Below are 24,912 nucleotides of genomic sequence, written 5' to 3' on the forward strand. Positions count from 1 at the left end.
GGTAGATTTGCTAGATTTTTTAGGGAAAATGTTTTGCTTTTTTTATGGCGTCAAAAAAACAGAACTATCTGGCTAAAAGCCGGTGTTTACGAAACAAATTGGGTATCCTGACCTGACTATTTTTGTTAATCACGCGAACACTTCCTTCCGATGACGAACCAACTTCTACTGCGTTGCTTTTATGCATTTCATCTTATACTGAGTTTCCTGGGTGTCCAGACGGTTTGCTCGGGGCAGAATAAACCAGCCGCATCCGGGACCATTCTGCAAGGACTGAAAAAACTGAATGTGGTGGGTACGGTGCTGTACGTAGCCGCCCATCCGGATGACGAAAATACCCAGATGCTGACTTATCTGGCCAACGAGCGAAAGCTCCGAACCGGTTATCTGGCCCTGACGCGGGGGGATGGGGGCCAGAACCTGATCGGGCCGGAGCAGGGCGAATATATCGGCGTCATCCGGACGCAGGAATTGCTGGCCGCCCGGCGCATCGACGGACCCGAGCAGTTTTTTAGCCGGGCCTATGACTTTGGCTTTTCCAAATCGACGGACGAAGCCGTGAAAACCTGGGGACGCGATCAGGTGCTGGGTGATGTGGTCTGGATGATTCGCAAGTATCAGCCGGATGTGATCATTACGCGGTTTCCGCCCGACCCCCGCGCCGGACACGGCCACCACAGCGCGTCGGGCTACCTGGCCGAAGAAGCCTTCAAAATTGCCAATGACCCCACCAAATACCCTGACCAACTTGCGTTTGTGAAGCCCTGGCAACCCCGGCGCATCTTCTGGAATGTGTTTATTCCCGGCGCGTTCATGAGCAACAAGCGGCCCGACGAAGCCGGGGTGATTGCCGTTGAAACCGGTTTGTATAACCCCTTATTCGGTAAATCGTACGGAGAACTGGCCGCCGAAAGCCGTAGCCAGCACAAAAGCCAGGGGTTTGGCGCAACGCCCAACCGGGGTGTTAAAATTGATTACCTGTTGCTGAAGGGGGGAGATACCGCCCCCAGCGATCCGTTCGACGGTATTGATCTGAGCTGGAAACGGGTTTCGGGCAGCGAGAAAGTGCAGCAACTGGTTAATCAGGCCATCACGACCTTCAAACCCGACGAACCGGCGGCTTCCGTGCCGGTGCTGGTGCAGCTTTATAAGGCGTTGAATCAACTGGATGCCAGCAATACGTATGTGAAGGCCAAACGGCTGGAAGTTGAAATCCTGATTCAGCAGTGCCTGGGGTTGTGGTTTGAATCCAATCCGATGGAATACGCGGTTGCCCCGGGCGACCGGATTCAGGTGACCAGCACGGCCGTTAACCGGTCCGACCTCCCGGTTAAACTGATCGGTTTGCATATGCCGGGTGTGGAGAAAGATACCGTGACCAACCTGATCCTGAAACCCAACGATGTGGCGCAGTTTACAACGACGGTTTCGATTCCGGCGAATCAGCCCATTACCCAGCCGTACTGGCTGGAGAAGCCCGTCAGTAAAGGCTTGTTTCAGGTGAATGACCAGACCTTGATCGGTCTGCCCGAAAACCCGCCCGCTTTTACCACGCAGTATACATTTGACATCGGCGGGGAAAAATTTACCTTCAGCCGGGGCTGGAGCTACAAGGAAACCGATCCGGTGGATGGCGAAATCTACCGACCTTTTGTGGTTCAGCCCGCCGTGATGGCCAACCTGGCCGAACGGGTTTACGTTTTTGCCGACAATACGCCCAAGACCGTCGATGTGGTGGTCCGGGCGGGGCGGTCGGGCGTTTCGGGATCACTGAAACTGGAGGTTCCGGCGGGCTGGCGGGTCGAACCGGCTCAGATACCGTATGACTTCAAGCAAAAATCGCAGGAGGTTCGCCTATCGTTCCGGGTGTTTCCGTCGGCTGCGTACAGCGAAGGTAAACTGCGCGTCATGGTCAGCGAAGCACCGGCGAGCCAGGCCACGTACGTCAGCAGCCTGCGCGTTATTGCCTATAAGCACATTCCGACGCAGACGGTCTTTCCGGCGGCCGAAGCCAGGTTGGTCAAGCTGGATATTAAAGTAAAGAGCAAAAACATCGGGTACATTGCCGGGGCTGGCGACGAAATTCCGGCGGCTCTGCAACAGATCGGGTGTACGGTAACGCCCCTCGGCCCCCGCGAAATCAACGCCGGACTGGCCGGATTCGATGCCATTGTGGTGGGGGTGCGGGCGTACAACACGGAAGACTGGCTGCGGTATTACCAGAGCAAATTGATGGATTACGTCAAAAACGGCGGACGCATGATTGTGCAGTATGTGACACCCGGTAGTTCGTTTATTCAGAACGGATTGAAAGTGAGTCAGATGGGGCCGTACCCGTTCACCGTAGGCCGGGACCGTGTAGCGGAGGAGGACGCCAAAATGACCTTCCTGAAGCCCCAGCACCCATTGCTCAATGCGCCTAATAAAATTACGGATCAGGACTTTAATGGCTGGATTCAGGAGCGGGGACTTTATTTTGCGCAGGAGTGGGACAAAGCCTACCAACCCATCTTTTCGGCCCACGATACCAACGAAGCCCCGAAGGAAGGAAGTTTACTGTACTGCCAGTACGGAAAAGGACACTTTATGTATACCGGCCTGTCTTTCTTCCGGGAGTTGCCGGCGGGTGTGCCGGGTGCCTACCGTCTGTTTGCCAACATGATTTCGGTTGGCAAGTAACCTCACTGGCCCGGCGGTGTCGTTAGATCCCGGGTAAATTAAAAGAATTGGAGCCGCCCGGTTGTGCCGGGCGGCTCCTGCTTTTTGGGACGTGCGAAAAAAAGCCTGTGCGTGTTTAAAAGTCAGTAAATAATGGCTAAAACCGTAAATAGCGTCATTTTTGCAGAGAGATAGTTAGACAATCATTCATGTGGAAAATCTGGATTGATACCGGTGGGACGTTTACGGACGGCATGGCAACCGACCCCGACGGGAATCTGCACCGTACTAAAGTGCTCAGTAGCAGTAGGCTCCGGGCGCGGTTACTGCCGTCCGGCAACGCATTTCGGCTCGAAGCACCGTGGCTTCAGGCACCGATTTTTGATGGATATGGCTTGCGGGTTTTAGAAACCGGTGAAACGGCAACGGTTATCAATCTGGATTCAGGCGGTAATCTGTTACTTGATAATACGCTACAACTCCCGTCTCCGGTAACCGTTGAGCTTTATTCGGATGAAGAAGCGCCGGTTCTGGCCGCCCGTCTTCTAACGCAAACACCGTTAAATCAGCCGTTTCCACCGCTGGAAATGCGACTGGGAACCACCCGGGGCACCAACGCCCTGCTCGAACGAAAAGGCGGACGGGTGGCGCTGGTCGTTACCAAAGGTTTCCGCGATCTGTTGAAAATTGGCACCCAGCAACGCCCGGATCTCTTTCAACTGGCTATTCCGCCCGCCGACGTTGTATACGAAACCGTCCGGGAACTGGACGAACGCATGGCTGCGGACGGAAAGCCGGTTTTGCCCCTGTCCGATCAGTCCATCAATCAACTTCTGGATGAACTCGCGTTGGCTAATCCCGACGTGGTGGCCGTTTCGCTCCTGAATGCCTACCGAAATCCGGTTCACGAACAGCAGGTGGGCGACGCCTTGCGCAAGGCCGGTTTCACTGTTACCCTCTCACACGAAATTTCGACGGCGATTCAGTACGTTCCGCGTACACAAACCACCGTTGTTGATGCGTATCTAAAACCGGTTCTGCGTGCGTACCTGAACAATTTGACCCGGCAACTGGGCGGCCATCCCGTTCGGGTCATGACCAGCGGAGGGGGCCTGGTGAAAGCCGACTTGTTTCAGCCCAAAGACAGTCTGCTGAGCGGTCCGGCGGGCGGGGTCATCGGCGCGGGACACATCGCGAACGAGTTGTCTGTCAACCGGACGCTAACGCTCGACATGGGCGGCACCAGCACGGATGTAGCCCGGTTCGATGGCCGGGTGGATTACCAGTTTACCACGAAAGTCGGTTCGTTTGAACTGCAATCGCCTTCGCTGGCCGTGGAGACCGTAGCCGCCGGGGGTGGTTCGGTTTGCTGGTATGACGGCCAGTTGCGGGTGGGGCCGCAAAGTGCCGGAGCCTTACCCGGTCCGGCGTGTTACGGGGCCGGTGGGCCACTGACGATTACCGACATCAATCTGCTGCTGGGGCGGCTGCATCCGGCCCTGTTTGGCATTCCGGTTACCCCCGAAAAGGCCCGGGCCGCGCTGGAGACGGTTCGGCAGCAGATGGAACGGCAAACCGGGCTGCCGGTGGATGAAGAACAACTACTGCTTGGTTTTGAGCGGATTGCCAACGAAACAATGGCGGGTGCAATCCGGAAGATTTCTGTGGCCCGCGGCTTTGACCCGAAAGAGTATGCGTTGCTGGTCTTCGGTGGCGCGGGCGGTTTGCACGGGTGTGCCGTGGCGCAGTTGCTCGGAATTCAAATAGTGATTTTGCCCTTCGATGGCGGTCTGCTGAGTGCTTACGGTATTGGTCAGGCGCGAATCGAGCGGATGGCCGCCGGGCAGGTGTTGCAACCCTTGACGGAAGCCGCTCCAAATCTGGTGAGCCGGATTGATGAGTTGATTCAGAAAGCCACGGACGATTTACGGCGCGACATTGGAACAGCCACGCCGGTTGAAATAAGTAATGTCCTGCTGTTCATGCGGTTGCAGGGGCAGGAAAGTACGCTTGAAATCCCGTACCCACAGGCTCAAATTCATACACCTAGCGGGGCTGTATACCCGGTTGAACGGCTTTTTCAGGAACGTTACCAGCAGCTTTACGGGCATTTTCCGGCCAATCGATCCATCGAGGTCGAAAGCATTCGGGTGATTGTCAGCAGCGCAAAGCCGGGCTTACCCAATGGGCCATCAACGGCGGTTGTCGTGCCCGTCAAACCGTCTTTTTTCGCAGGAGACATACCCGTGTACGAATGGATGCACTTGCAGGAAGGTAACTATTTCAGCGGCCCGGCGCTGCTGCTGAACACCACTTCGTCGAGTTTTCTGGCTGCGGGCTGGGACGTCACGGTTGGCTCGAACCGCAACGCCGTAGCCCGGTTTGTCGGTCAAGCGGAAACCGTTGACGTGCCTTTGCTGGAAGCCGCCCAAACCGAGTTGTTTGCCCGGCGGTTTGTGGCCATTGCCGAAGAAATGGGTGCGCAGTTGCAGCGAACGGCTTTTTCGGTCAATGTGAAAGAGCGGTTGGACTTCTCCTGTGCCCTGCTCAACGCGAAGGCCGAATTGTTGGTCAACGCGCCCCATATTCCGGTGCATCTGGGCAGTTTAGGGGTTTGCGCCCGGCTGGTGCTGGAGAAACTACCGCTAAAACCCGGTGATGTTGTCATTACCAACCACCCCAGATACGGCGGTTCGCACTTGCCGGATGTGACCTTGCTGGCCGGGGTTTATACCGACGAAGGGGCGTTGATCGGCTACGTGATCAACCGCGCCCACCACGCCGAAATTGGTGGCAAAGTGCCCGGTTCGATGCCGCCCGATGCCACGCGGCTGGTGGAAGAAGGCGTGGTGCTGGAACCGCAATACATCGTAAAAAACGGCCAGTTTCTGTGGGAAGATGTTCAGAAACGGTTTGAAGAAGCCCTTTTTCCAACCCGTTCGCTGGCCGAGAACCGGGCCGATATCGAAGCCGCCCTGGCTTCGTTGCGGACGGGCGAAACGGCCCTGCGGGAACTGGTTCGGCAGCACGGTTTGCCAACGGTCCAGCACTATATGAAGCGGCTTCAGCAATCGGCAACTGATGCTCTGAAAACCGTCTTGAGCCGTTATGAAGGGCAGACCTTTTCGGCGGAGGAACGACTGGACGACGGACACCGGATCTGCGCGAAAATTGTAGTGAAAAGCCAGACGATTACGTTCGATTTTAGCGGTACGTCACCTGTTCACCCCACTAATCTGAATGCCAACGTGTCGATTCTGAACAGCGCCATTTTATACGTCTTACGGCTCTGGTGCGGGCCACGATTGGTCGGACCGGATATTCCGCTGAACGAAGGCTTGATGGCTCCGGTGGCGCTTCACCTGCCGGAATGCTTTCTGAACCCCGTTTTTCCCGACGATCCCGCCGAATGCCCGGCGGTGGTGGGCGGCAATACCGAAGTTAGCCAGCGGCTGGTCGATACCCTGCTGAAAGCCCTGGGCCTGGCGGCTTGCAGTCAGGGAACGATGAACAATTTTCTGTTCGGAAACGGTCAGTTTGGTTACTACGAAACTATTGGCGGTGGTGCGGGGGCTGGCGACGGTTTTGCGGGGCGCTCAGCGGTGCATCAGCACATGACCAACACCAAACTGACCGACCCCGAAGAACTGGAACGACGGTATCCGGTGCGCCTGCATCAATTTGTTATTCGCGAAGGATCGGGTGGCGCGGGAACGTGGCGCGGGGGAGACGGTATTATCCGCGAAATCGAATTTTTTGAACCCGTTCAGGCCACGTTGCTCAGCCAACACCGCAACGAAGCCCCCTATGGACTGGCCGGTGGAGCAGCGGGCCAGACCGGCCAGCAAACCCTGATTGACCGCAACGGCAATGAAACCGTACTACCCGGAATTTTCACCCGCCCCATGCAGCCGGGCGAACGCATCCGGATTGAAACCCCGGGCGGGGGCGGCTGGGGAGGAAAGAGTTAAAAATTAAGAGTTATGAGTGAAGAGTTTACGAAAAGCCGCTATTTTAACTCTTCATTCTTCACTCCTAACTCTTCACGCATCAAAACGCTCTCGTTTCGCTCCGGTCTTGGCAGTATTCTGTTCTGGTCGGTTATTTCGGCCGCTTTTATTGGGCCCGGTTCCGTTACGGCCTGTACCATGGCCGGGGCGCAGTACGGTGTAAGCCTGCTGTGGGTACTGACGTTTGCGACGCTCGGTACGGTCTGGTTGCAGGAAGCGGCTTCGCGCATTACCATTGCCACTGGCCGGGATCTGGGCCAAACAATCGCGCTGGCAAATCAGCAGCGTGGCAAAACCATACCGCTTTTGCTGTTTTTTGCCGTCTGGCTGGGCTGTGCGGCTTATCAGGCCGGTAACATCCTCGGGGCGGTTTCCGGCCTGGCACTCCTGACCGGCTGGCCGATCAAAGGGCTAACGGTTTGTATCGGACTGGTTTGTCTGGTCCTGTTGGCCATTGGCTCGACGCAGTGGATTGCCAATTTTCTGGGAATCGTTGTTTTTGCGATGGGTGGGGCTTTTGTGTACGTCGCCTTTGGAGCGCCCGTTTCGGCGGTAGAGGTGACCCGGGCGCTGGTGATTCCGTCGTTTCCGGCGGGTTCGTTACTCCTCATCAACAGCCTGATTGGTACGACCATTGTGCCGTATAACCTGTTTTTCGGTTCGGGCATCACCTCAGGGCAGACGCTGAGTGAAATGCGGCTGGGCATCTGGATTGCCGTTCTGCTGGGCGGCTTGATTTCGGTCGTGCTGCTACTGGCGGGTTTACTCGTCACGGGCGGATTTTCCTTTACGAACATGGCCGACGTTCTCAGCAACCGGGTGGGGAATTGGGGCGGATTGCTCTTTGCGTTTGGGTTGTTTGCCGCCGGATTCGCTTCCTCACTGACGGCTCCGCTGGCGGCTGCGGTAACGGCCCGGAGTCTGCTGGGCTGGCCGGCTACATCCTGGAAATACCGGCTGGTCTGGCTGCTGGTGCTGGGTATCGGTCTGGCGTTTGGCCTGTCGGATTACAACCCGGTAACCATCATTGTGGTCGTTCAGGCCATTAATGGGATTCTGCTGCCCGTCGTGACGGTATTTCTGTTTCTGGCCGTTAACGATCGGAAGCTTATTCCGGAAGAATACCGTAACTCGTTATGGCAAAATGCGGCAATGCTTTTGGTGGTGGCGGTTTCGCTGCTTTTTGGCGGCTGGAACGTCTGGCTGGCCGTGCAGAATCTGCTTCGCTGACGGTTCATCTAAGCTCGGGTTCGCTCATCACAAAGTCCATTGATTTTGGGGAGGAAGAAGCGTACCTTCGATTTAGCTAACGAAGGACGGTATGAAGACGATAAAACAGATACGGATTGGATGGGTTTGTCTGCTGGCGTTGACGGGTTTAAGCGGCTGTGCTACCAAAGTTTATCAACTCACGCCCGTTTCCGGTGAGGTGGCCCAGATTGAAGGTCGCCCGACGACAAAAGCCGAAACAGACGGTATTGCCGTAGTGGCTTCGTTTGAGCGGCTGGATATGCAGTATGTCGCACTGGACATTGAGGTAAAAAACGGGACCGACCGCCCTTTTGACGTAAATCCGGCGGATTTTGAATACACGGCGCTGGATGACGAACAGAAGACGCTGTTTGTTACTAACAACGCGTCCCAGAAGCCGTTGATGTTTTCGGCCGCCGATCCGGTTCGGGAAGCCGACCGAACGTCGGTGAATCAGGAGCGGGAAGTGAAACGGCTGAAGACCGCCAAGATAATCAACACGGTTTTGATGGTGGCCGCGATCGCCAGCGATGTTGCCACGTCGTCGAACCGCAGCAACCAGCGGCCCGAGCGTTGGGTGCAGAACCGGGTGACCCACGACAACATTTACGCGGCCATTCAGGCCAAGCGAATCATTGACCACGGTATGTTTGCCGACCGGATGCAGCGCTACGATTACGAAACCTACCGCTGGAAAGAATTATCCATGAAACCCACCACGCTGCAACCGGGCGAATCCGTGCGCGGTCTGGTGTATCTGCCAATGAGCCGGGATGCCAGGCACATGCTGGTTAATTTCCCGGTGACCGCGCAGGAGTCGGTAATGATTACGTTTCAGCAGGAGTGGGTGAAGCAAAAACACAAGCGCAGGAAATGACAGGTTATATGGAAGTTCAAAAGCCGAATCTTTTTTCGTTTGCAACCAGTGAGCTTTCACAGGATGCCTTTATTTGCTGGCTGGCTTCCTGGGCAAAGCCGGAGTTAAAGGAAACCGATCCTTTGTTACACCAGACAGCTCAACAGTTTATTGCTTCTCTTATTTTGAAATGCAAAAGAGAAGTTCCTGAAATTAATACCATTGATGTTCAACGTCAGGATGACCGCATAGATGTTCTAATCGTTGTCAATAAAGAACAGGACGATCGATTGGCGATCTTAATTGAAGATAAAACGCATACCAATCATCATTCGGGGCAGCTTGATCGGTATTATTCGCTGGTGAGTGGCGAAAAATATGCGTTCAGGGAGGAACAGATTATTCCAATTTTCTTTAAAACAGGCTATCAGTCGTATTTTGACGTTGGCAGGTATCAACTGTATTTAAGAAGCGACTTTCTGAATGTGCTACGGGAGGGCAAAGCAAACGGCGTTGCGAATGCGATTTATGATGACTTTTTAGCCCATCTTGAACGGTTGGAGAGCGCCGTGAATCAGTACGTACAAAAGCCATTCAATGATTGGATTGCGACGGACTGGATAGGTTTTTACATGAATTTATACACGGAGCTAAGCGAATTTCGGGGTGCAAACTGGAATTATGTAGCTAATCCGGCCGGGGGCTTTTACGGTTTCTGGTGGGGGTTTGTAGATACAGACCAACACTACAGTGCCTATCTGCAATTAGAGCAGAATAAATTGTGCTTCAAGATTGAAGTCCCTTTGGAGGAAAATCGGGTGACTGCGAGAGCAAAAGCGTATGATTTGTTGCTGGAAGTTACTCAAAATGCGGATATGAAATTTGTGCGGCCCGCCCGTATGGGGAATGGTCGGTATATGACGGTTTTGGTGATGGATGGTGATTATCGCCTGTATTCGAATGGAACCCTTGATCTGAAAAATACCGTTGAGCGGCTTCGAGCGCTTACGTATCTGCTCATGAATGCATTCAAGTAAGACAGCATCCATCAGGTAGTTACCGATTTTTATGGAATTTGTGGCCCGTTACTTTACCGGAAAGCCGACAAATCTTCCTATTTTTACTTACTGACTATACTAGTTAGGAAACCGTAAAGCTGTTTATTGCTAATGCAATTTTCCCACCTCCACTGCCATACCCAGTACTCGCTGCTCGACGGGCAGGCTGAAATCAAGAAGCTGATTAAGAAGGCGAAAGCCGATAATATGCCCGGCGTAGCCATTACCGACCACGGTAATATGTTCGGCGTATTTGAATTTGTGGCCGAAGCCGCCAAACAGGGCATCAAGCCGGTCGTTGGCTGCGAGTTTTACGTGGTAGAAGACCATACCAAGAAGCAGTTCACCAAAGAACAGAAAGACATTCGCTACCACCAGCTGCTGCTGGCGAAAAATCCGCAGGGCTACAAAAACCTCATCAAGCTCTGCTCGCTGGGGTATATGGAAGGGTTGTACGGTAAATATCCCCGGATCACGAAGGAACTCATCGACCAGTATAAGGAAGGCTTGATTGCTTCGACCTGCTGCATCGGGGCCTCGGTTCCGAAAACCATTCTGAAAAAAGGCGAAGAAGCGGGAGAGAAAGAGTTTCAGTGGTGGCTCGAACGGTTTGGCGAAGACTATTACGTCGAATTACAGCGCCACGACATCCCCGACCAGATCAAGGTCAACGAGGTGCTGGTGCGGCTGGCCCGGAAATACAACGTCAAAATTATTGCGTCCAACGACTCCCATTATGTGGATCGCGAAGATTGGGTGGCCCACGATATTCTGCTGTGTGTCAACACCAACGAAAAGTTGAGTACGCCCTCCGAAAAAGAATTTAACGACGAAGAAGGTTTCAAGAAAGGAACCCGGTTTGCGTTCTACAACGACCAGTTTTACTTCAAGAATACGCAGGAAATGTCGACGCTCTTCAGCGATTTGCCGGAAGCGATTGACAACACCAACGAGATTGTCGATAAGGTCGAGACGCTGAAGCTCAAGCGCGACATTCTGCTGCCGAACTTCGTGATTCCCGACGGCTTTGCCTCGCAGGACGATTATCTCGAATTTTTGACCTTCGAAGGGGCCAAGCAACGCTACAAAATTCTGACGCCGGAAGCCGACGAACGCTTGCGGTTTGAGCTGGGCGTCATCCGGCAGATGGGCTTCGCGGGGTACTTCCTGATCGTTTCCGACTTCATCAAGGCCGGGCGCGATCTGGGTGTGATGGTCGGGCCGGGCCGGGGCTCGGCGGCTGGTTCGGCGGTGGCCTACTGCATCGGAATTACCAACATCGACCCCATCAAGTACAACCTGCTGTTCGAGCGGTTTTTGAACCCCGACCGGAAGTCAATGCCCGATATTGATACGGATTTTGACGATGAAGGCCGTCAGAAGGTGATCGATTACGTGGTCAAGAAATACGGTAAACAGCAGGTGGCGCAGATCGTCACGTACGGTACGATGGCGGCTAAATCGGCCATCAAAGACGTAGCCCGTGTGATGGAATTGCCGCTGCCCGATTCGAACGCGCTGGCGAAACTTGTACCCGATAAGCCGACGTATAACATGACCCTCAAAAAGATTTTTGAGGAGCCGATTGATTCGCTGGGTCAGATGATTCAGCCGGAAGAGGTCGAGAACGTGAAGCGGATGCGGCAGATTGAAGCCGGGAATGATTTGCAGGCCAAAGTCCTGAAGCAGGCCCGCAAGCTGGAGGGAAACATCCGGAATACCGGTATTCACGCAGCCGGGATCATTATTGCGCCGGAGGACCTCTCGAACATCGTTCCGGTATCGACTTCGAAAGAATCCGACCTGATTATTACGCAGTATGAGGGCCGGGTGATTGAGGATGCGGGCGTCATCAAGATGGACTTTCTGGGTCTGCGAAACCTGACCATCATTAAGGAATGTCTGCGGCTGATTCGGCAGAATTACGGCGGCTTTTTTATCAACGGCGTTGAAACCGACATTGACGACATTCCGCTGGACGATAAAGCGACGTACGAACTCTTCCAGCGCGGAGAAACGAACGCCATTTTCCAGTTCGAATCCGACGGGATGAAAAAGTACATGAAGGACCTCAAGCCTGACCGCTTCGAGGACCTGATTGCCATGAACGCCCTGTACCGACCCGGTCCGATTGCCTACATCCCGACCTTTATCAACCGGAAACACGGACGCGAGGAAGTAAAGTACGACCTTCCGGAGATGGAAGAATACCTGGCGGACACCTACGGGATTAACGTCTACCAGGAGCAGATCATGCTTCTGTCGCAGAAGCTGGCCGGTTTTACGAAAGGCGACGCCGACGTGTTGCGGAAGGCGATGGGGAAGAAAGACCGCGCGACGCTCGACAAAATGAAAGGCAAGTTTATGGAGGGTTGCGGCAAAAACAACCTGAACCTGAAGACCTGCGAAAAAGTCTGGACCGACTGGGAAGCCTTTGCTTCCTACGCCTTCAACAAATCCCACTCGACCTGTTACGCCTTTGTGGCCTACCAGACGGCTTTCCTCAAAACGCACTACAAAGCCGAATACATGGCCGCCGTCTTAACGAGCTGCTTAGGCAACATCGAAAAGATTACGTTCTTTATGGAGGAATGTAAGGCCATCGGTATCCCGGTATTGGGGCCGGATGTAAACGAATCGGAGCGGTTTTTCGGGGTCAACCAGAAGGGCGAAATCCGGTTTGGGCTGGGCGCCATTAAAGGCACGGGCGATGCCGCCGTTGAATCGATAATTGAGGAACGCAGAAAAGGCGGGCCGTTCAAGGATATTTTTGATTTTGTAATCCGGGTTAACCTGCGGACGGTAAACAAGAAAACGCTCGAATCGCTGGCCTACGCGGGGTCGTTTGATAGCCTGGGCGAGATGCACCGGGCACAATATTTCGATATTCCGGCGGGCGAAACGGCGACATTCATCGAGAAGCTGACCCGGTACGCCAACAACTACCACGCCGAGAAATCAGCGGCCCAGCAGTCGCTGTTTGGGGGCGCGGGCGGAGAACCCAGCATTCCGCTGCCCAAACCGCCCAATGTGCAGCCCTGGAGCGAGATCGAAAAGCTCAAGTTTGAAAAAGAAGTGGTCGGTTTTTACATCTCCGGTCACCCGCTGGACGAATTCCGGATCGAACTGGAAAGCTTCTGTACCTGTACGCTCGACCGGCTGTTTGACGAATGCAATCAGGGGAAAGAGGTAACCGTTGGTGGTATTGTGTCGAGTAAGCAGCTTCGTCAATCGAAAAACGGTAACCCTTTCGTCATCTTTAAGTTGGAGGATTACAACGGCTCGGTCGAGATGAGTTTGTTCGGGGAGGATTTTGTCCGAATGGGTAATTACATCGAAGAGGGTTTATTTCTGCACGTCAAAGGAAAGCTGCAAACCCGCTGGAACTCCGACGCTTATGAGTTCCGGCCGAATTTCATTCAGTTGCTGACCGAAGTGCGGACGAAATACAGCAAGGAACTCTGCGTGCAATTGGATTTGAAGCTGATCAACAACGAGTTTGTGGCCCGGATTACGGATTTGGTGAAAACCTACCCGGGTTCCTGCAACCTGGTGCTTCGGGTGATGGACGACGAAGATCGGGTGGAAGTCAGCATGTTATCACGGCCTTTTAAAATTACGCCCGTCAATGAATTGCTGAAAGCGCTCGATGCGATGGACGGCGTGGGATACCGGCTGAATTAAAAGCGGGTAAGGGCTGTCGTTTGTCAAAAGCAGCGACGGCCCTTACCGCATACATTACTTCTTCTCCTCGAATGTATCGACATTGACCCGGATTTTCTGATCGGGCCTTTCAGCTATTTCCAGCAGAAACGTTACGTTCCCGTCTTTCCCTTCAATGGTCAACGTGGTATTTTGCTGATTCCCGGCGGGGTCTTCGAACCGTGCTTTGTAGACCGACTTTCCTTCCTTATACGGAACGCTCCAGGAGCAGGTGTTGGACTGAATTTTTCCATTCATTCTATGGTCAGTCTTACCGCCGGGCGTAATGACCACATCTGATGGACTGATTTCGACCGTACTGTTTTCTTCAACCGTCCGCTGAACGGCTCCGCTGCCGTCGAGGTATTGCGTTTTGGAGAGAGCCAGGGTTAGATGTTTATCACATTGGCCAAAGCCGGGTAAAATACCGGCCAGAAGCAGGGGAAGAACAAGAAGCTTTTTCATAAGTAGTTGTTGGAATAAGGTGAACGGTTGAAAGTAAAGTCAAATAGTCTACTATGCAAAACATAGTAGCTGGTATTGCATGGATTTTTGATGGATGGTTAACTGGTTGGACAGAAGGTGACTAGGGAATGGTATAAAAGTCGTCGAGCCACAGAAAAATTTAAAGGGAACGGTTTTCGGGCAATTGGGAGGGGGATTCAATTAATCCCGTGAACTTTTTTTAAATCCAAAACATTGTACGTACAGACGAGTTAAAATAGATAAATAACCGAGACATAGTCATGGCAAAAGCGATTGAAATAACCGACGCTAACTTCGCAGAAATAATCAATTCTGATATACCGGTCTTAGTTGACTTCTGGGCCGAATGGTGCGGACCCTGTAAAATGATCGGGCCGGTTGTTGAGCAACTGGCTGGTGAATACGAAGGCAAAGCCGTTGTTGCTAAAATGGACGTTGATATGAACGCTCAGGTTCCGGCGCAATTTGGTATCCGCAGCATCCCGACCCTGATGGTTTTCAAAAACGGTAAAATGGTTGATAAAGTAATCGGTGCCGTTCCGAAAGCTGTTCTGGAGCAGAAATTAGTTGCGCAATTGTAATAAAGCGTTTACTACTAGCAAAGAAAAGCCGGGCTGTGTGTCTGGCTTTTCTTATTTTCGGGCAACAGGTTATTGCGGCAAACTGCTTTGGGAAGCTTGTCTGGTTGGGGCTTTTGGTTTATCTTTCCGTACACCGAATACAACCCCAAATGAGATACTTTTTCCTCCTGATTTCATTTCTCTGTACGTTTCCGGTCCTTGCGCAACGGTTTACACCGGATGAAATTGCCCGCTGGCAAAAACGGGCGAGAACCATCACCATCACCCGCGACACCTGGGACATTCCGCACATTTACGGCAAAACCGATGCCGACGTGGTTTTCGGGCTGTTGTATACCCAGTGCGAAGATGATTTTGCGCGCGTGGAGGAAAACTACATCGACGCCATCGGACGCATGGCCGAAGTCGAGGGCGAAGAGGCTTTGTACCACGATATTCGCGCCCGGCTTTTCATGGACACCACGCAGGCCATTGCCCTCTACAAAAAATCGCCAGCCTGGATGCGGGAGCTGATGGACGCCTTTGCCGACGGAACCAATTACTACCTTTATACGCACCCGAATGTCAAACCCCGTTTGCTGACCCGGTTTCAGCCCTGGATGCCGTTGATGTTCAGCGAAGGCAGCATTGGCGGTAACATCAGCGTTATTTCCACCGAACGGATCAAGGCGTTTTATACCAACTCGAAGTGGTCGTCGCAGGTGCACGATTTTGAAAAGCACGAACGCGAACCCACCGGCTCAAACGGTTTTGCTATTGCCCCATCCCGAACGGCCAGCAAAAACGCCATGCTACTGATCAATCCGCATACGTCTTTCTACTTTCGGTCGGAAGTTCACCTGGTGAGCAAAAAAGGATTGAATGCGTACGGGGCCGTTACCTGGGGTCAATTTTTTGTTTATCAGGGATTTAACGAAAATTGCGGCTGGATGCACACGTCCGGCAATGCCGACTCGGTAGACGAATACCTGGAAACCGTTGAGAAACGGGATGGGAAATATGTTTACAAACACGGCAATGCGTGGAAACCGGTACAGGCCGAAACCGTTAAATTTCCGTATAAAACCGCCACCGGTATTCAATTCAAAGAATTTACTCTTTACCGCACGCACCACGGCCCCGTGGCCGGGCAATTGGGTGATAAATGGATCACAATCAATATGATGAACGATCCGCTGAACGCCCTGGCCCAGTCGTACCTGCGCACGAAAGCGAAGGATTACGAGAGTTACAGGAACGTGATGAAACTGAACGGGAACGCCACCAACAACACGGTTTACGCCGACCGGAAAGGCACCATTGCCTACTGGCACGGTAATTTCATCCCGAAGCGGAACCCGAAATTCGACTGGGAACAACCCGTTGACGGCAGCGACCCGGAAACCGACTGGAAAGGACTCCACGGTATTGATGAAATTGTGCAGGTGAAGAACCCGGCGATTGGCTGGATTCAGAATTGCAACTCAACACCGTTCACGGTTTCGGGAGCGGATAGTCCGGATCGCAACAAGTTTCCGGCTTACATGGCACCCGATGGCGAGAATTACCGGGGCATCAACGCCGTTCGTACCCTGAGCAAAAAATCCATTTTTACGCTCGACACGCTGATTGCGGCTGCCAACGATCCGCACCTGCCGGGTTTTGACGACCTGATTCCGGCGCTGGTCAAAGCCTACGAAACCGCCGGGAAGACGTCGGAAGCGCAACCCCAGGCCGTTGCCGAAGCCATTGATATCTTGCGGGGCTGGGATAAAACCTACGGCGTCAACTCAGTGGCGACAACCCTGGCGGTACATTGGGGTGAGAAAATTCAGCGGCTGGCCCGCACCCGGTTTCCGCGCGACCAGCGGTTCGACTTTCTGACCTTTACGGCGTTCGTGATCGAGAAAACCAGCCCGGAAGAAAAAGTGAAACTGCTGGCGGAAGTGATCGAAGAGTTAAACCGGGATTTTGGTACCTGGAAAACCGGCTGGGGCGAAATCAACCGGTTTCAGCGCCTGACCGGAAAAATTAAGGAAACCTACGACGATGCCAAACCGAGTTTTCCGGTGGGCTTTACGCCCTCAACCTGGGGGTCGCTGGCGTCTTTTGGAGCGCGGACCTATCCGAATACCAAAAAACGGTACGGGTACGTGGGCAATAGTTTTGTGGCCGTGGTCGAGTTTGGCGACCGCGTGAAGGCCCGAACGGTGGTCAACGGCGGCCACAGCAGCGACCCGAATTCCCCGCATTTCAACGATCAGGCGAAACTGTTCAGCGAAGGAAAGTTTAAAGACATCTGGTTTTATCCCGAAGACGTGCAGCAACACGTCGCCCGGACGTACCATCCGGGCGAATAGGGCCACGGTTCAGTCTGTACCGGTTTTACCCGCCAGCAGGGAGTTATAAACCATCCGGATTTCGCTAAAGGTTACGTCATCGCCCAGACCGGCTTTGGTTTCCGTCAGGGTTTTGGGCGTGTGTTTTTCCAGGTAGGTACGGATGGCTTCCACTTTTTCGGCGGGAATGACATCATAGACGGATAGTTGGCCGGAACTGACGAACTTTGCCAGATGGCCTTCCACCGTCGAAACGGTAATATTCCGCTCCAGCGCAATGTCGGCAATCGTTTTGCCGCTCCGAAATAGCGCCAGACTCAGGGCGGGCGACGGAGTTTTTGCTGTCTTTTCCCCGGTTGCTGCCGTTTTTTCGGCTGATTCATTTTCGGTAAAAGACCGGATGATGGCTAAGAGGTCATCGCCAATCAGGCGGGCTTTCATCTTGCCTAACCCTTTTATTTGCATGAGCTCTTCAAGGGTCGAAGGTTTGGAGCGGGCTAGTTCAGCCAGCGTTTTGCGGGGTAAAATGGTGTGTGCGCCGGTATCAAGCTCACCGGCCTGATCCTGCCGCCACTTTGCCAGTGCGTCGTAGAGCGTACGGGGTTTCTCGCTGGAGGTCCGTGCTTCGTCGCTTTTCCGGCTTTCCTTCTTCCGGCTCGACTGAAAATTCAGTTCGGCATGGTTCCGGGTTTTCTGGTAAGCCAGCGCCTGAAAACCGTCTAGAGTAGCCTCGAAGCACTGGAGCTTGATAAATAGCTCTTTTTCAAGTTCATCCAAGGCTTCGTGCACCTGCTTATTGTCCGTTTCGGTCGGGCAGGAAGCCAGCAGGGGCTGTAATTCATGGGTGATTAAATCCCTAAAGTAGGCACCCGCTTTGCGGACGCGGTCCTGCAACGGCTGGTTTTCTTCCGGCAACAAACTCCCGGCAAAATACCGTGGAAGCTGCTGGCGAAACCGTTCGGTTACTTCATGAGCCTTTTCCTTGAAGACGGTATTGAGCTGATTTAGACCGGGTTCGAGTCCTTCGTCCAGACTACCGAGGTGTTCGGCTACGGTTCGGCGGCATTTGTTGAGCAGGTAGTAAGACCGTTCGAAGGAAAACAAATCCAGCAGAAGCTGCTCCTGATTGGTTTGTTTCGAGTGCCACAACTCCTGTTCGTCGGGGGTTTGCTGCTGTACCTGCTCGTGAAATTCTTCGAGCAGCAGCTCGGTTTTGATGCTGTGCGACGGTATTGGCTCGCGTAAGACCAAACCTTCCAGTGTTTTACACCGGCTGAGGGCCACATACACCTGTCCGTGGGCAAAAGCCGAAGCCGCGTCGATGATGGCTTTTTCAAACGTCAGGCCCTGACTTTTGTGGATGGTAATGGCCCAGGCCAGCTTCAGCGGATACTGAACGAACTTGCCAATGGGTTCTTCCCTGATTTCGTTGGTTTGCTGATCGAGCGTGTACCGAACGTTTGTCCATTCCATCGGGCTGACGGCCAGCGTGTCCGGATCGTTCGGGCATTTGACGTAAATCACATCGTCGTCGATGTCCGTGATCTGACCAATTTTGCCGTTGTAAAACAGTTTATCACGCGAAAGATCATTCTTGTTAAACATCACCTGTGCGCCCACTTTCAGTTCCAGACTGGCTTCGGTCGGGTAGGCGTGGGCCGGAAATTCGCCTTCAATCGTGGCTTCAAACGTGTGCAGTTTAGTGCGCAGCGACTGGAGTTTCTGGCTGTTGAGTTGCAGGGCGGCCTGGTTGTGGGTTGACAGGGTAATGTACCCTTCGTCGTCCCGGGGCGTAAAATTGGGGATATACCGCTGGTTCAGGTCGTCGAGTTGCGCACGGGTTATCCGTTTTTCCCGAACGCTGTTCAGAATTTCGATAAACCGCTGGTCGGCCTGCCGGTAGATGTGATCCAGTTCAATGGAGATGTACGGTGTTTTCTGTAGGGCCCGGCTTCCGAAAAAATAGCCGGTGTCGTAATACGGTCGGAGCAACGCCCAATCCTCATCCCGGATTACGGGCGGCAACTGCTGCATGTCGCCAATAAGCAGTAACTGTACCCCGCCGAATGGTTCGGGGCGGTTCCGGAACCGGCGCAGGACGGCGTCGATGCCGTCGAGCACATCCGCCCGGACCATACTGATTTCGTCTACTATGAGCAGATCGAGCGTGCGGAGCAGATTGATTTTCTCGCGGGTAAATTTCCGGGTTTCCCGATTCAGCGCGCCCGGTACCAGCGGCCCGAATGGCAACTGAAACAGCGAGTGAATGGTAACGCCCCCGGCATTGATGGCGGCCACACCCGTCGGGGCCACCACCGCCAGCCGTTTGGACGACGCGTGTTTAACCTGGTGCAAAAAAGTGGTTTTTCCCGTTCCGGCTTTCCCCGTCAGAAACACATTGCGGTTTGTGTGGAGAATAAAGTCATGGGCCAGTTGGAGCTTTTCGTTAACAATGGCGGGCATAAAGTAACAACAAATTAGCAGGTCTAAAGGGCGGGTTACATTAACCGTGCTGTCCTTCTCCTTTTCCTAAAAAGAACAAAGTACGGAAAGGAAAGATCACTCCTGATTAAAATTTTGAAACGATCACCGGCAGTTGTGCAGTTTCCTCCGTGGATTAGGAAGAAACAAAGCCGAACACCAGCCTCAATTTGGCGCATGGCTGCATTAAACGTACTAATCGTATCCGGCTATTTGGAGTGAATCGTGGAGAAAGTACAAATTAATTCCTGTTAAGTGCAGTTGTGCGTAGAGCGTTACCAAAATAATTATAAATATTTTTCTGTCCATGAGTATGCCGGCGAAGATTTGTATCTTTACTCATCAGATGATATGATGACTACAGAACCAATACTCATCAAACGCGAAAGCCTGGCCGATGCGGTGGTCAGCAAGCTCCAGGAGCAAATCGCAGCCAGCCATTACAAAATTGGAGAAAAGTTGCCTTCTGAACCCGAGCTCATGCAGCAGTTCGGCGTCGGTCGGTCGACCGTTCGGGAAGCCATCCGGATTCTGGTCAACAAAGGACTGATTCGGGTCCAGCAGGGGCTGGGCACCTTTGTTCAGTTGCAGCAAACTAATATCGACCCCTTTCAGCAAAGTCTGTTGCGGGCCGAGGGGGCCGAGGTAAACGAAGTGCGGCAGTTGCTTGAGTTGAAAATCGCCGAAAAAGCCGCCCTGAACCGAACCCCGGAAGATATTGAGGTGATGAGAGTACTGCTGCAAAAACGGCACGATGCCGCCCTGCAAAACCAGCCCGAAGCCTGCATTGAGGCCGATATCCAGTTTCATATCCGGCTGGCGATGGCGTCCAAAAACGAAGTACTGGCCGATTTGTACAAGATCATTGCCGACAAGATGAAAAAATCCTTTATGGAGGTTTTCATTACAACGGAAACGTTGCTGAGCAAGCAGAGTATGCACACATCCCTTCTGCAGAGCGTTGCAGACCGCGATCCTAAAAAAGCCTGGTATTGGGCGGCCAAGATCACCGGGCAGATTCAGTAACCCGTTGCTTCGCCGTTCCGCCTAAACTCAATCAAACCGAGTAACCCCTTATGGATTTAATCCGCGCAGCCTTACGCAAACCCATTACCGTTCTGGTATTGGTTGCGGGCTTATTTTATTTCGGGATTGGCGCTATCCGCACCATCAAGATCGATATCTTCCCGAACCTGGATTTGCCCGTTATTTACATTTCCCACCCGTACGGCGGCTTTACGCCCAACCAGATGGAGTCGTTTTTCGGGAAACAATACGTCAACCTGCTGCTTTATGTATCGGGTGTCAAAAGCATTGAAACCAAAAACATTCAGGGCCTGACGCTCATCAAGCTGAGCTTTTACGAAGGCACGAACATGGCCCAGGCGGCCGCCGAAGTGTCGTCGTACACCAACCGGGCGCAGGCTATTTTTCCGCCCGGGTCGCAGCCGCCTTTCATTCTTCGGTTCGACGCGTCGACCCTGCCGGTGGGGCAACTGGTCCTGAGCAGCCCCATCCGGACCAACAACGAGTTGCAGGATTTGGCAAACGTGTACGTCCGGTCGCGGTTTAGCTCAATTCCCGGTCTGGTGGCTCCGGCACCGTTCGGCGGGAACTCCCGGACGGTGGTCATCAAGGCCGATCCGGAACTGCTGCGATCACACAACCTGACGCCCGATCAGTTGGTGGCGGCCCTGCGGATCAACAACCAGGCGACTCCGGCGGGGAACGTCCGGGTGGGCGATCTGAATTATTTTACCCCGGCCAACACGACGATCAAAACCGTCAAGGATTTTGAAAATATTCCAATCTTTACCGGAACCGTGCAGAACATCTACCTGCGGGATGTGGCCCGGGTAGAAGACGGGGCCGACATTACATCGGGGTATGTGCTGGTCAACGGTCGCCGGTCGGTGTATTTGCCGATCACCAAATCGTCGGATGCCTCCACCTGGGAGGTGGTTCAGAATCTAAAAAAAGAACTGCCCAACTTCCAGGCTCAGTTGCCCGAAGATGTGAAGCTTTCCTACGAATTTGATCAGTCGGTTTATGTGATTAATTCCGTTGAAAGTCTGATCGAAGAAGGCGTCATTGGGGCCATTTTAACGGGTCTGATGGTTTTGCTTTTCTTGGGTGATGCGCGGGGTGCCTTGATCGTAATTATAACTATCCCGATCTGTATTATTTCCGGGGTTTTATTTCTCTCGTTATTCGGGCAGACGATCAATATTATGACGCTGAGCGGACTGTCGCTGGCCATCGGTATTCTGGTGGATGAATCGACGGTAACGATTGAAAATATACACCAGCATTTCGACATGGGGAAACCCAAAGCGCTGGCAATCTGGGACGCCTGTAAAGAAATCGCGTTCTCGAAACTGCTGATTTTATTCTGTATCCTGGCGGTATTTGCTCCGGCCTTTACGATGAAAGGGATTCCGGGCGCGTTGTTTTTACCGCTCTCGTTAGCCATTGCGTTTTCGATGGTAACCTCCTACATCATGGCGCAAACGCTGGTGCCGGTTCTGGCCAACTGGCTGATGAAAAGCCACGCGCATAAATCCAATGGAAAGGGTGGTAAACACGACGTAGTAACGCATAAAACCACCGGGTTAAACGGTAACGGCACGGTATCAGAAGGAAAAATACTGAACGGAAAACACCAGTTAGCGCACCAGGCAGATTTGAATCGGGACGGCAAAATTGGCTTGTTTGAACGGTTTAGGCTGGCGTTCGTGCGGTTTATCGAGATGACCATTCCGCATAAAAAAGTCATTACGCTAGCTTATTTCGTGGTGGCTATTGGGTTAACGGCTTTCTTTATCAGCATCATTGGTCGCGACGTGTTGCCCCGCGTGAATGGCGGACAGTTTCAGGTACGGCTTCGCGCTCCGGACGGTACGCGGCTGGAAAAAACCGAAACCACCATGCTAAAAGCCCTCGATGTATTGCATGGATTGGTCGGTAAAGAAAACGTGGAAATTACTTCGGCGATGGTGGGGATGCACGGTTCGCAGTTTTCGACCAGCCCCATTTATCTGTTCATGGCGGGGCCGCACGAAGGCGTTTTACAGGTGAGTTTAAAACACGATTACGATGTCGATCTGGATCAGTTAAAAGACCAGTACCGGGCTAAAATGAAAGCAGCCTTACCGGATGTAAAACTTTCGTTTGAACCGCTCGAACTAACGGATAAAATTCTGAGTCAGGGTTCGCCAACACCAATTGAAGTAAAGATCATTGGCAAGAACAAACAACAGAATGAAGAATACGCCAACAAGGTCATTGCCAAGCTGAAACAAATCCCGTATCTGCGCGATGTTCAGCTCGGGTCGGCCATCAATTATCCCGCTATTAATATTGATATTGACCGGCAGCGGGCGGCCCAATTGGGTACGGATATTTCGGCGATTTCACGCTCGTTAACGGCTTCTACTTCTTCGTCCCGTCTGACGGAAAAAAGCGTCTGGATTGACCCCAAAAGCGCCCAGATGTACAGCGTACAGGTGCAGGTTCCGGAGAACCAGATGAAGACCATCAGCGACATTGGTGAAATTCCGGTTCTGCCGAACACCAACCGGCCGGTTTTGAGCGATGTAGCGACGATTAGCACCGGCAAAACCTACGGCGAAAACGACAACATTGGGGCGGTTCCGGTGTTGTCGGTGACAGCCAACCTGTTTGACATGGATTTGGGAACGGCCAATACCGCTGTTACCAAAGCCATTGCGGAACTGGGCGAACTGCCCCGTGGTTTAGCCATCGAAACCCGCGGTTTAACGCAGGTACTGACCGAAACGCTGGATAGCCTGCAAACGGGTCTGCTGACGGCCATCATCGTGATCTTCCTGATGCTGGCGGCTAACTTCCAGTCGTTCAAGGTGTCGCTGGTGGTGCTGTGTACAGTTCCGGCGGTGTTGGCGGGTTCACTGGGCCTGCTGCTGCTGACGGGTTCGACGCTCAATTTGCAGTCGTACATGGGCATGATCATGTCGGTCGGGGTGTCGATTTCCAATGCCGTGCTGCTGGTGACCAACGCCGAGCAGTTACGCATGAAAAATCACAATGCCCTGCTGGCGGCCAAGGAGTCGGCGGCCCTGCGGATGCGGCCTATCGTCATGACCAGCGTGGCGATGGTGGTCGGGATGCTGCCGATGGCGCTGGGCTTTGGGGAAGGCGGTTCGCAGACGGCCCCGCTCGGACGGGCGGTGATTGGCGGGCTGATTGCTTCCACCTTTGCGGCTTTGCATATTTTACCGCTGGTGTTTGCCTGGGTACAAGGCAATGCGTCGGTGCAGTCGGTATCGCTTGATCCTGAAGATAAAGAAAGTAAACATTATATTCCCGGCGTATATGAATCGGTTAATTAATAGTATAGCGTCTCCGCTGCTGGCGGTTTTTTCCAGCCTTCTGGTGATGAGTGCCCTGAATGGTTGCCACTCGTCGGATAGTAAAGCCGATAAAGTGGTGGTGGCGGAAGAGCCTGAGCCTACCGAAGTATTTTCGCTTCGTAAAGATAAATTGTCATCCAGCCTGCGAATTCCCGGCGAACTGGTGGCTTACCGGGATGTGGATATTTACGCCAAAGTGAGCGGTTTTATCAAGTCTATCCACGCCGATGTGGGCACCGAAGTGAAGGAAGGGCAGTTGCTGGCCCTGGCCGAAGCCCCCGAACTGAACGCCCAGCTGGCTGCGGCTGAGTCGCGGCTGAAATCGCAGGAAGCCCTGTACATTGCCAGCAAAGCCAACTACGACCGGTATGTGGATGCCGCCAAAACGCCCGGAACCGTGGCGCAGTCGATGATTGAGCAGACACTGGCTAAAAAAGAATCGGATTACGCCCAGTTGCAGGCGGCCAAAGCTTCCTACAAAGAGGTTTCCGACATGCGCAAATACCTGGAAATCCGCGCACCCTTCAGCGGGGTAATCAGCCTGCGGAACGTCAGCACCGGGGCCTACATCGGTCCGTCGGGGAAAGGGTCGGAGTTGCCGCTTTTCGTGCTAACCGAACAGAAACGGCTTCGTCTGGTGGTGGCCGTGCCCGAAGCCTACACGGGGTACGTTGATCAGGGCGATGAGGTGAGCTTTACCGTCAAGGCGTTTCCGGATCGGAAGTTTAACGGCAAAGTGCAGCGGCTGGCGGGAGCACTCGATAAACGGCTGCGTTCGGAGCGGACGGAAGTGGATGTGATCAACAACGACCGCAAGCTGCTGCCGGGGATGATTGCCGAAGTAACCGTGCCCCTGCCGACCAAGAGCAATACCTTCGTGGTGCCGAAGTCAGCGGTGATCAATTCTTCAACGGGCGTTTTCATCGTTAAAGTCGTCAATCAGAAAGCCGAGTGGGTAGCCGTGCAAAAGGGCATGGAGGACGGTGAGAAAATAGAAGTGTTCGGCGACCTGAAAGACGGTGATCAGATTATTACGACGGCTACCGAAGAAGTCCGCAACGGTTCGCCCATCCGGTCCGTCAAGCAGACTACATAACGGTTTTTTGCTTCAACTTCTGGA

Annotated in this window: 13 protein-coding genes; 11 read left to right on the forward strand and 2 right to left on the reverse strand. The window is 53.3% G+C overall.

The features are described 5' to 3' along the window. Positions 1-150 precede the first annotated feature (150 nt). The 6 genes from LX87_RS10400 to dnaE all read left to right on the forward strand — a co-directional run bounded on the left by LX87_RS10400 (position 151) and on the right by dnaE (position 13,517). Complete coding sequence (locus tag LX87_RS10400) at positions 151-2,679, forward strand: PIG-L family deacetylase (protein ID WP_111628132.1); 2,529 nt, start codon at positions 151-153, stop codon at positions 2,677-2,679. A gap of 188 nt (positions 2,680-2,867) precedes the next feature. Further along, on the forward strand, positions 2,868-6,629 hold the full coding sequence (locus LX87_RS10405; protein ID WP_111628133.1) for a hydantoinase B/oxoprolinase family protein: 3,762 nt from the start codon (positions 2,868-2,870) through the stop codon (positions 6,627-6,629). Between the two features lie 12 nt (positions 6,630-6,641). Continuing rightward, positions 6,642-7,898: an NRAMP family divalent metal transporter gene (locus tag LX87_RS10410; protein ID WP_111628134.1), complete on the forward strand. Its 1,257-nt coding sequence runs from the start codon at positions 6,642-6,644 to the stop codon at positions 7,896-7,898. A 91-nt stretch (positions 7,899-7,989) separates the two neighbouring features. Next, positions 7,990-8,796: a hypothetical protein gene (locus LX87_RS10415; protein WP_111628135.1), complete on the forward strand. Its 807-nt coding sequence runs from the start codon at positions 7,990-7,992 to the stop codon at positions 8,794-8,796. Continuing rightward, positions 8,763-9,812, forward strand: a complete 1,050-nt coding sequence (locus tag LX87_RS10420) for a PD-(D/E)XK nuclease family protein (RefSeq protein WP_146624472.1) — start codon at positions 8,763-8,765, stop codon at positions 9,810-9,812. The genes LX87_RS10415 and LX87_RS10420 overlap by 34 nt, the downstream gene beginning before the upstream one ends. Positions 9,813-9,944: 132 nt before the next feature. After that, positions 9,945-13,517, forward strand: coding sequence for a DNA polymerase III subunit alpha (dnaE, locus tag LX87_RS10425; protein ID WP_111628137.1), 3,573 nt, complete (start codon positions 9,945-9,947; stop codon positions 13,515-13,517). A gap of 54 nt (positions 13,518-13,571) precedes the next feature. Here dnaE and LX87_RS10430 read toward each other — a convergent pair whose 3' ends face one another. Continuing rightward, positions 13,572-14,000 carry a hypothetical protein gene (locus tag LX87_RS10430; RefSeq protein ID WP_111628138.1) on the reverse strand — a complete coding sequence of 143 codons (429 nt, stop codon included), beginning with the start codon at positions 13,998-14,000 and terminating at the stop codon, positions 13,572-13,574. Positions 14,001-14,281: 281 nt separating this feature from the next. Between LX87_RS10430 and trxA the strand changes: the two genes are divergently transcribed. Next, positions 14,282-14,602, forward strand: a complete 321-nt coding sequence (gene trxA / locus LX87_RS10435; protein ID WP_111628139.1) for a thioredoxin — start codon at positions 14,282-14,284, stop codon at positions 14,600-14,602. A gap of 149 nt (positions 14,603-14,751) precedes the next feature. Beyond that, positions 14,752-16,941: a penicillin acylase family protein gene (locus LX87_RS10440; RefSeq protein WP_111628140.1), complete on the forward strand. Its 2,190-nt coding sequence runs from the start codon at positions 14,752-14,754 to the stop codon at positions 16,939-16,941. A gap of 9 nt (positions 16,942-16,950) precedes the next feature. Here LX87_RS10440 and LX87_RS10445 read toward each other — a convergent pair whose 3' ends face one another. After that, complete coding sequence (locus LX87_RS10445; RefSeq protein WP_111628141.1) at positions 16,951-19,383, reverse strand: helix-turn-helix domain-containing protein; 2,433 nt, start codon at positions 19,381-19,383, stop codon at positions 16,951-16,953. 369 nt (positions 19,384-19,752) lie between these two features. On the opposite strand from LX87_RS10445, the gene LX87_RS10450 reads away from it, so the two are divergent. The 3 genes from LX87_RS10450 to LX87_RS10460 are packed head-to-tail and all read left to right on the forward strand — an operon-like array spanning position 19,753 to position 24,888. Beyond that, positions 19,753-20,427: a FadR/GntR family transcriptional regulator gene (locus LX87_RS10450; RefSeq protein WP_211325290.1), complete on the forward strand. Its 675-nt coding sequence runs from the start codon at positions 19,753-19,755 to the stop codon at positions 20,425-20,427. A 50-nt stretch (positions 20,428-20,477) separates the two neighbouring features. Further along, positions 20,478-23,771: an efflux RND transporter permease subunit gene (locus tag LX87_RS10455; protein WP_111628143.1), complete on the forward strand. Its 3,294-nt coding sequence runs from the start codon at positions 20,478-20,480 to the stop codon at positions 23,769-23,771. After that, a complete protein-coding gene (locus LX87_RS10460) occupies positions 23,755-24,888 on the forward strand; it encodes an efflux RND transporter periplasmic adaptor subunit (RefSeq protein ID WP_111628144.1) in 1,134 nt (377 codons plus the stop codon). Before LX87_RS10455 ends, LX87_RS10460 begins: the two co-directional genes overlap by 17 nt. Positions 24,889-24,912: the final 24 nt, after the last annotated feature.

The sequence above is a fragment of the Larkinella arboricola genome, assembly GCF_003259745.1.
GTDB lineage: Bacteria > Bacteroidota > Bacteroidia > Cytophagales > Spirosomataceae > Larkinella > Larkinella arboricola.

Bases quoted from the DNA above. Each gene is read 5' to 3' on its own strand.
- LX87_RS10400 (WP_111628132.1), top strand. From the start codon at position 151: ATGACGAACCAACTTCTACTGCGTTGCTTTTATGCATTTCATCTTATA.
- LX87_RS10415 (WP_111628135.1), top strand. From the start codon at position 7,990: ATGAAGACGATAAAACAGATACGGATTGGATGGGTTTGTCTGCTGGCG.
- dnaE (WP_111628137.1), top strand. From the start codon at position 9,945: ATGCAATTTTCCCACCTCCACTGCCATACCCAGTACTCGCTGCTCGAC.
- LX87_RS10445 (WP_111628141.1), bottom strand. From the start codon at position 19,383: ATGCCCGCCATTGTTAACGAAAAGCTCCAACTGGCCCATGACTTTATT.
- LX87_RS10440 (WP_111628140.1), top strand. From the start codon at position 14,752: ATGAGATACTTTTTCCTCCTGATTTCATTTCTCTGTACGTTTCCGGTC.
- LX87_RS10450 (WP_211325290.1), top strand. From the start codon at position 19,753: ATGATGACTACAGAACCAATACTCATCAAACGCGAAAGCCTGGCCGAT.
- LX87_RS10405 (WP_111628133.1), top strand. From the start codon at position 2,868: ATGTGGAAAATCTGGATTGATACCGGTGGGACGTTTACGGACGGCATG.
- trxA (WP_111628139.1), top strand. From the start codon at position 14,282: ATGGCAAAAGCGATTGAAATAACCGACGCTAACTTCGCAGAAATAATC.
- LX87_RS10455 (WP_111628143.1), top strand. From the start codon at position 20,478: ATGGATTTAATCCGCGCAGCCTTACGCAAACCCATTACCGTTCTGGTA.
- LX87_RS10460 (WP_111628144.1), top strand. From the start codon at position 23,755: ATGAATCGGTTAATTAATAGTATAGCGTCTCCGCTGCTGGCGGTTTTT.
- LX87_RS10430 (WP_111628138.1), bottom strand. From the start codon at position 14,000: ATGAAAAAGCTTCTTGTTCTTCCCCTGCTTCTGGCCGGTATTTTACCC.
- LX87_RS10410 (WP_111628134.1), top strand. From the start codon at position 6,642: ATGAGTGAAGAGTTTACGAAAAGCCGCTATTTTAACTCTTCATTCTTC.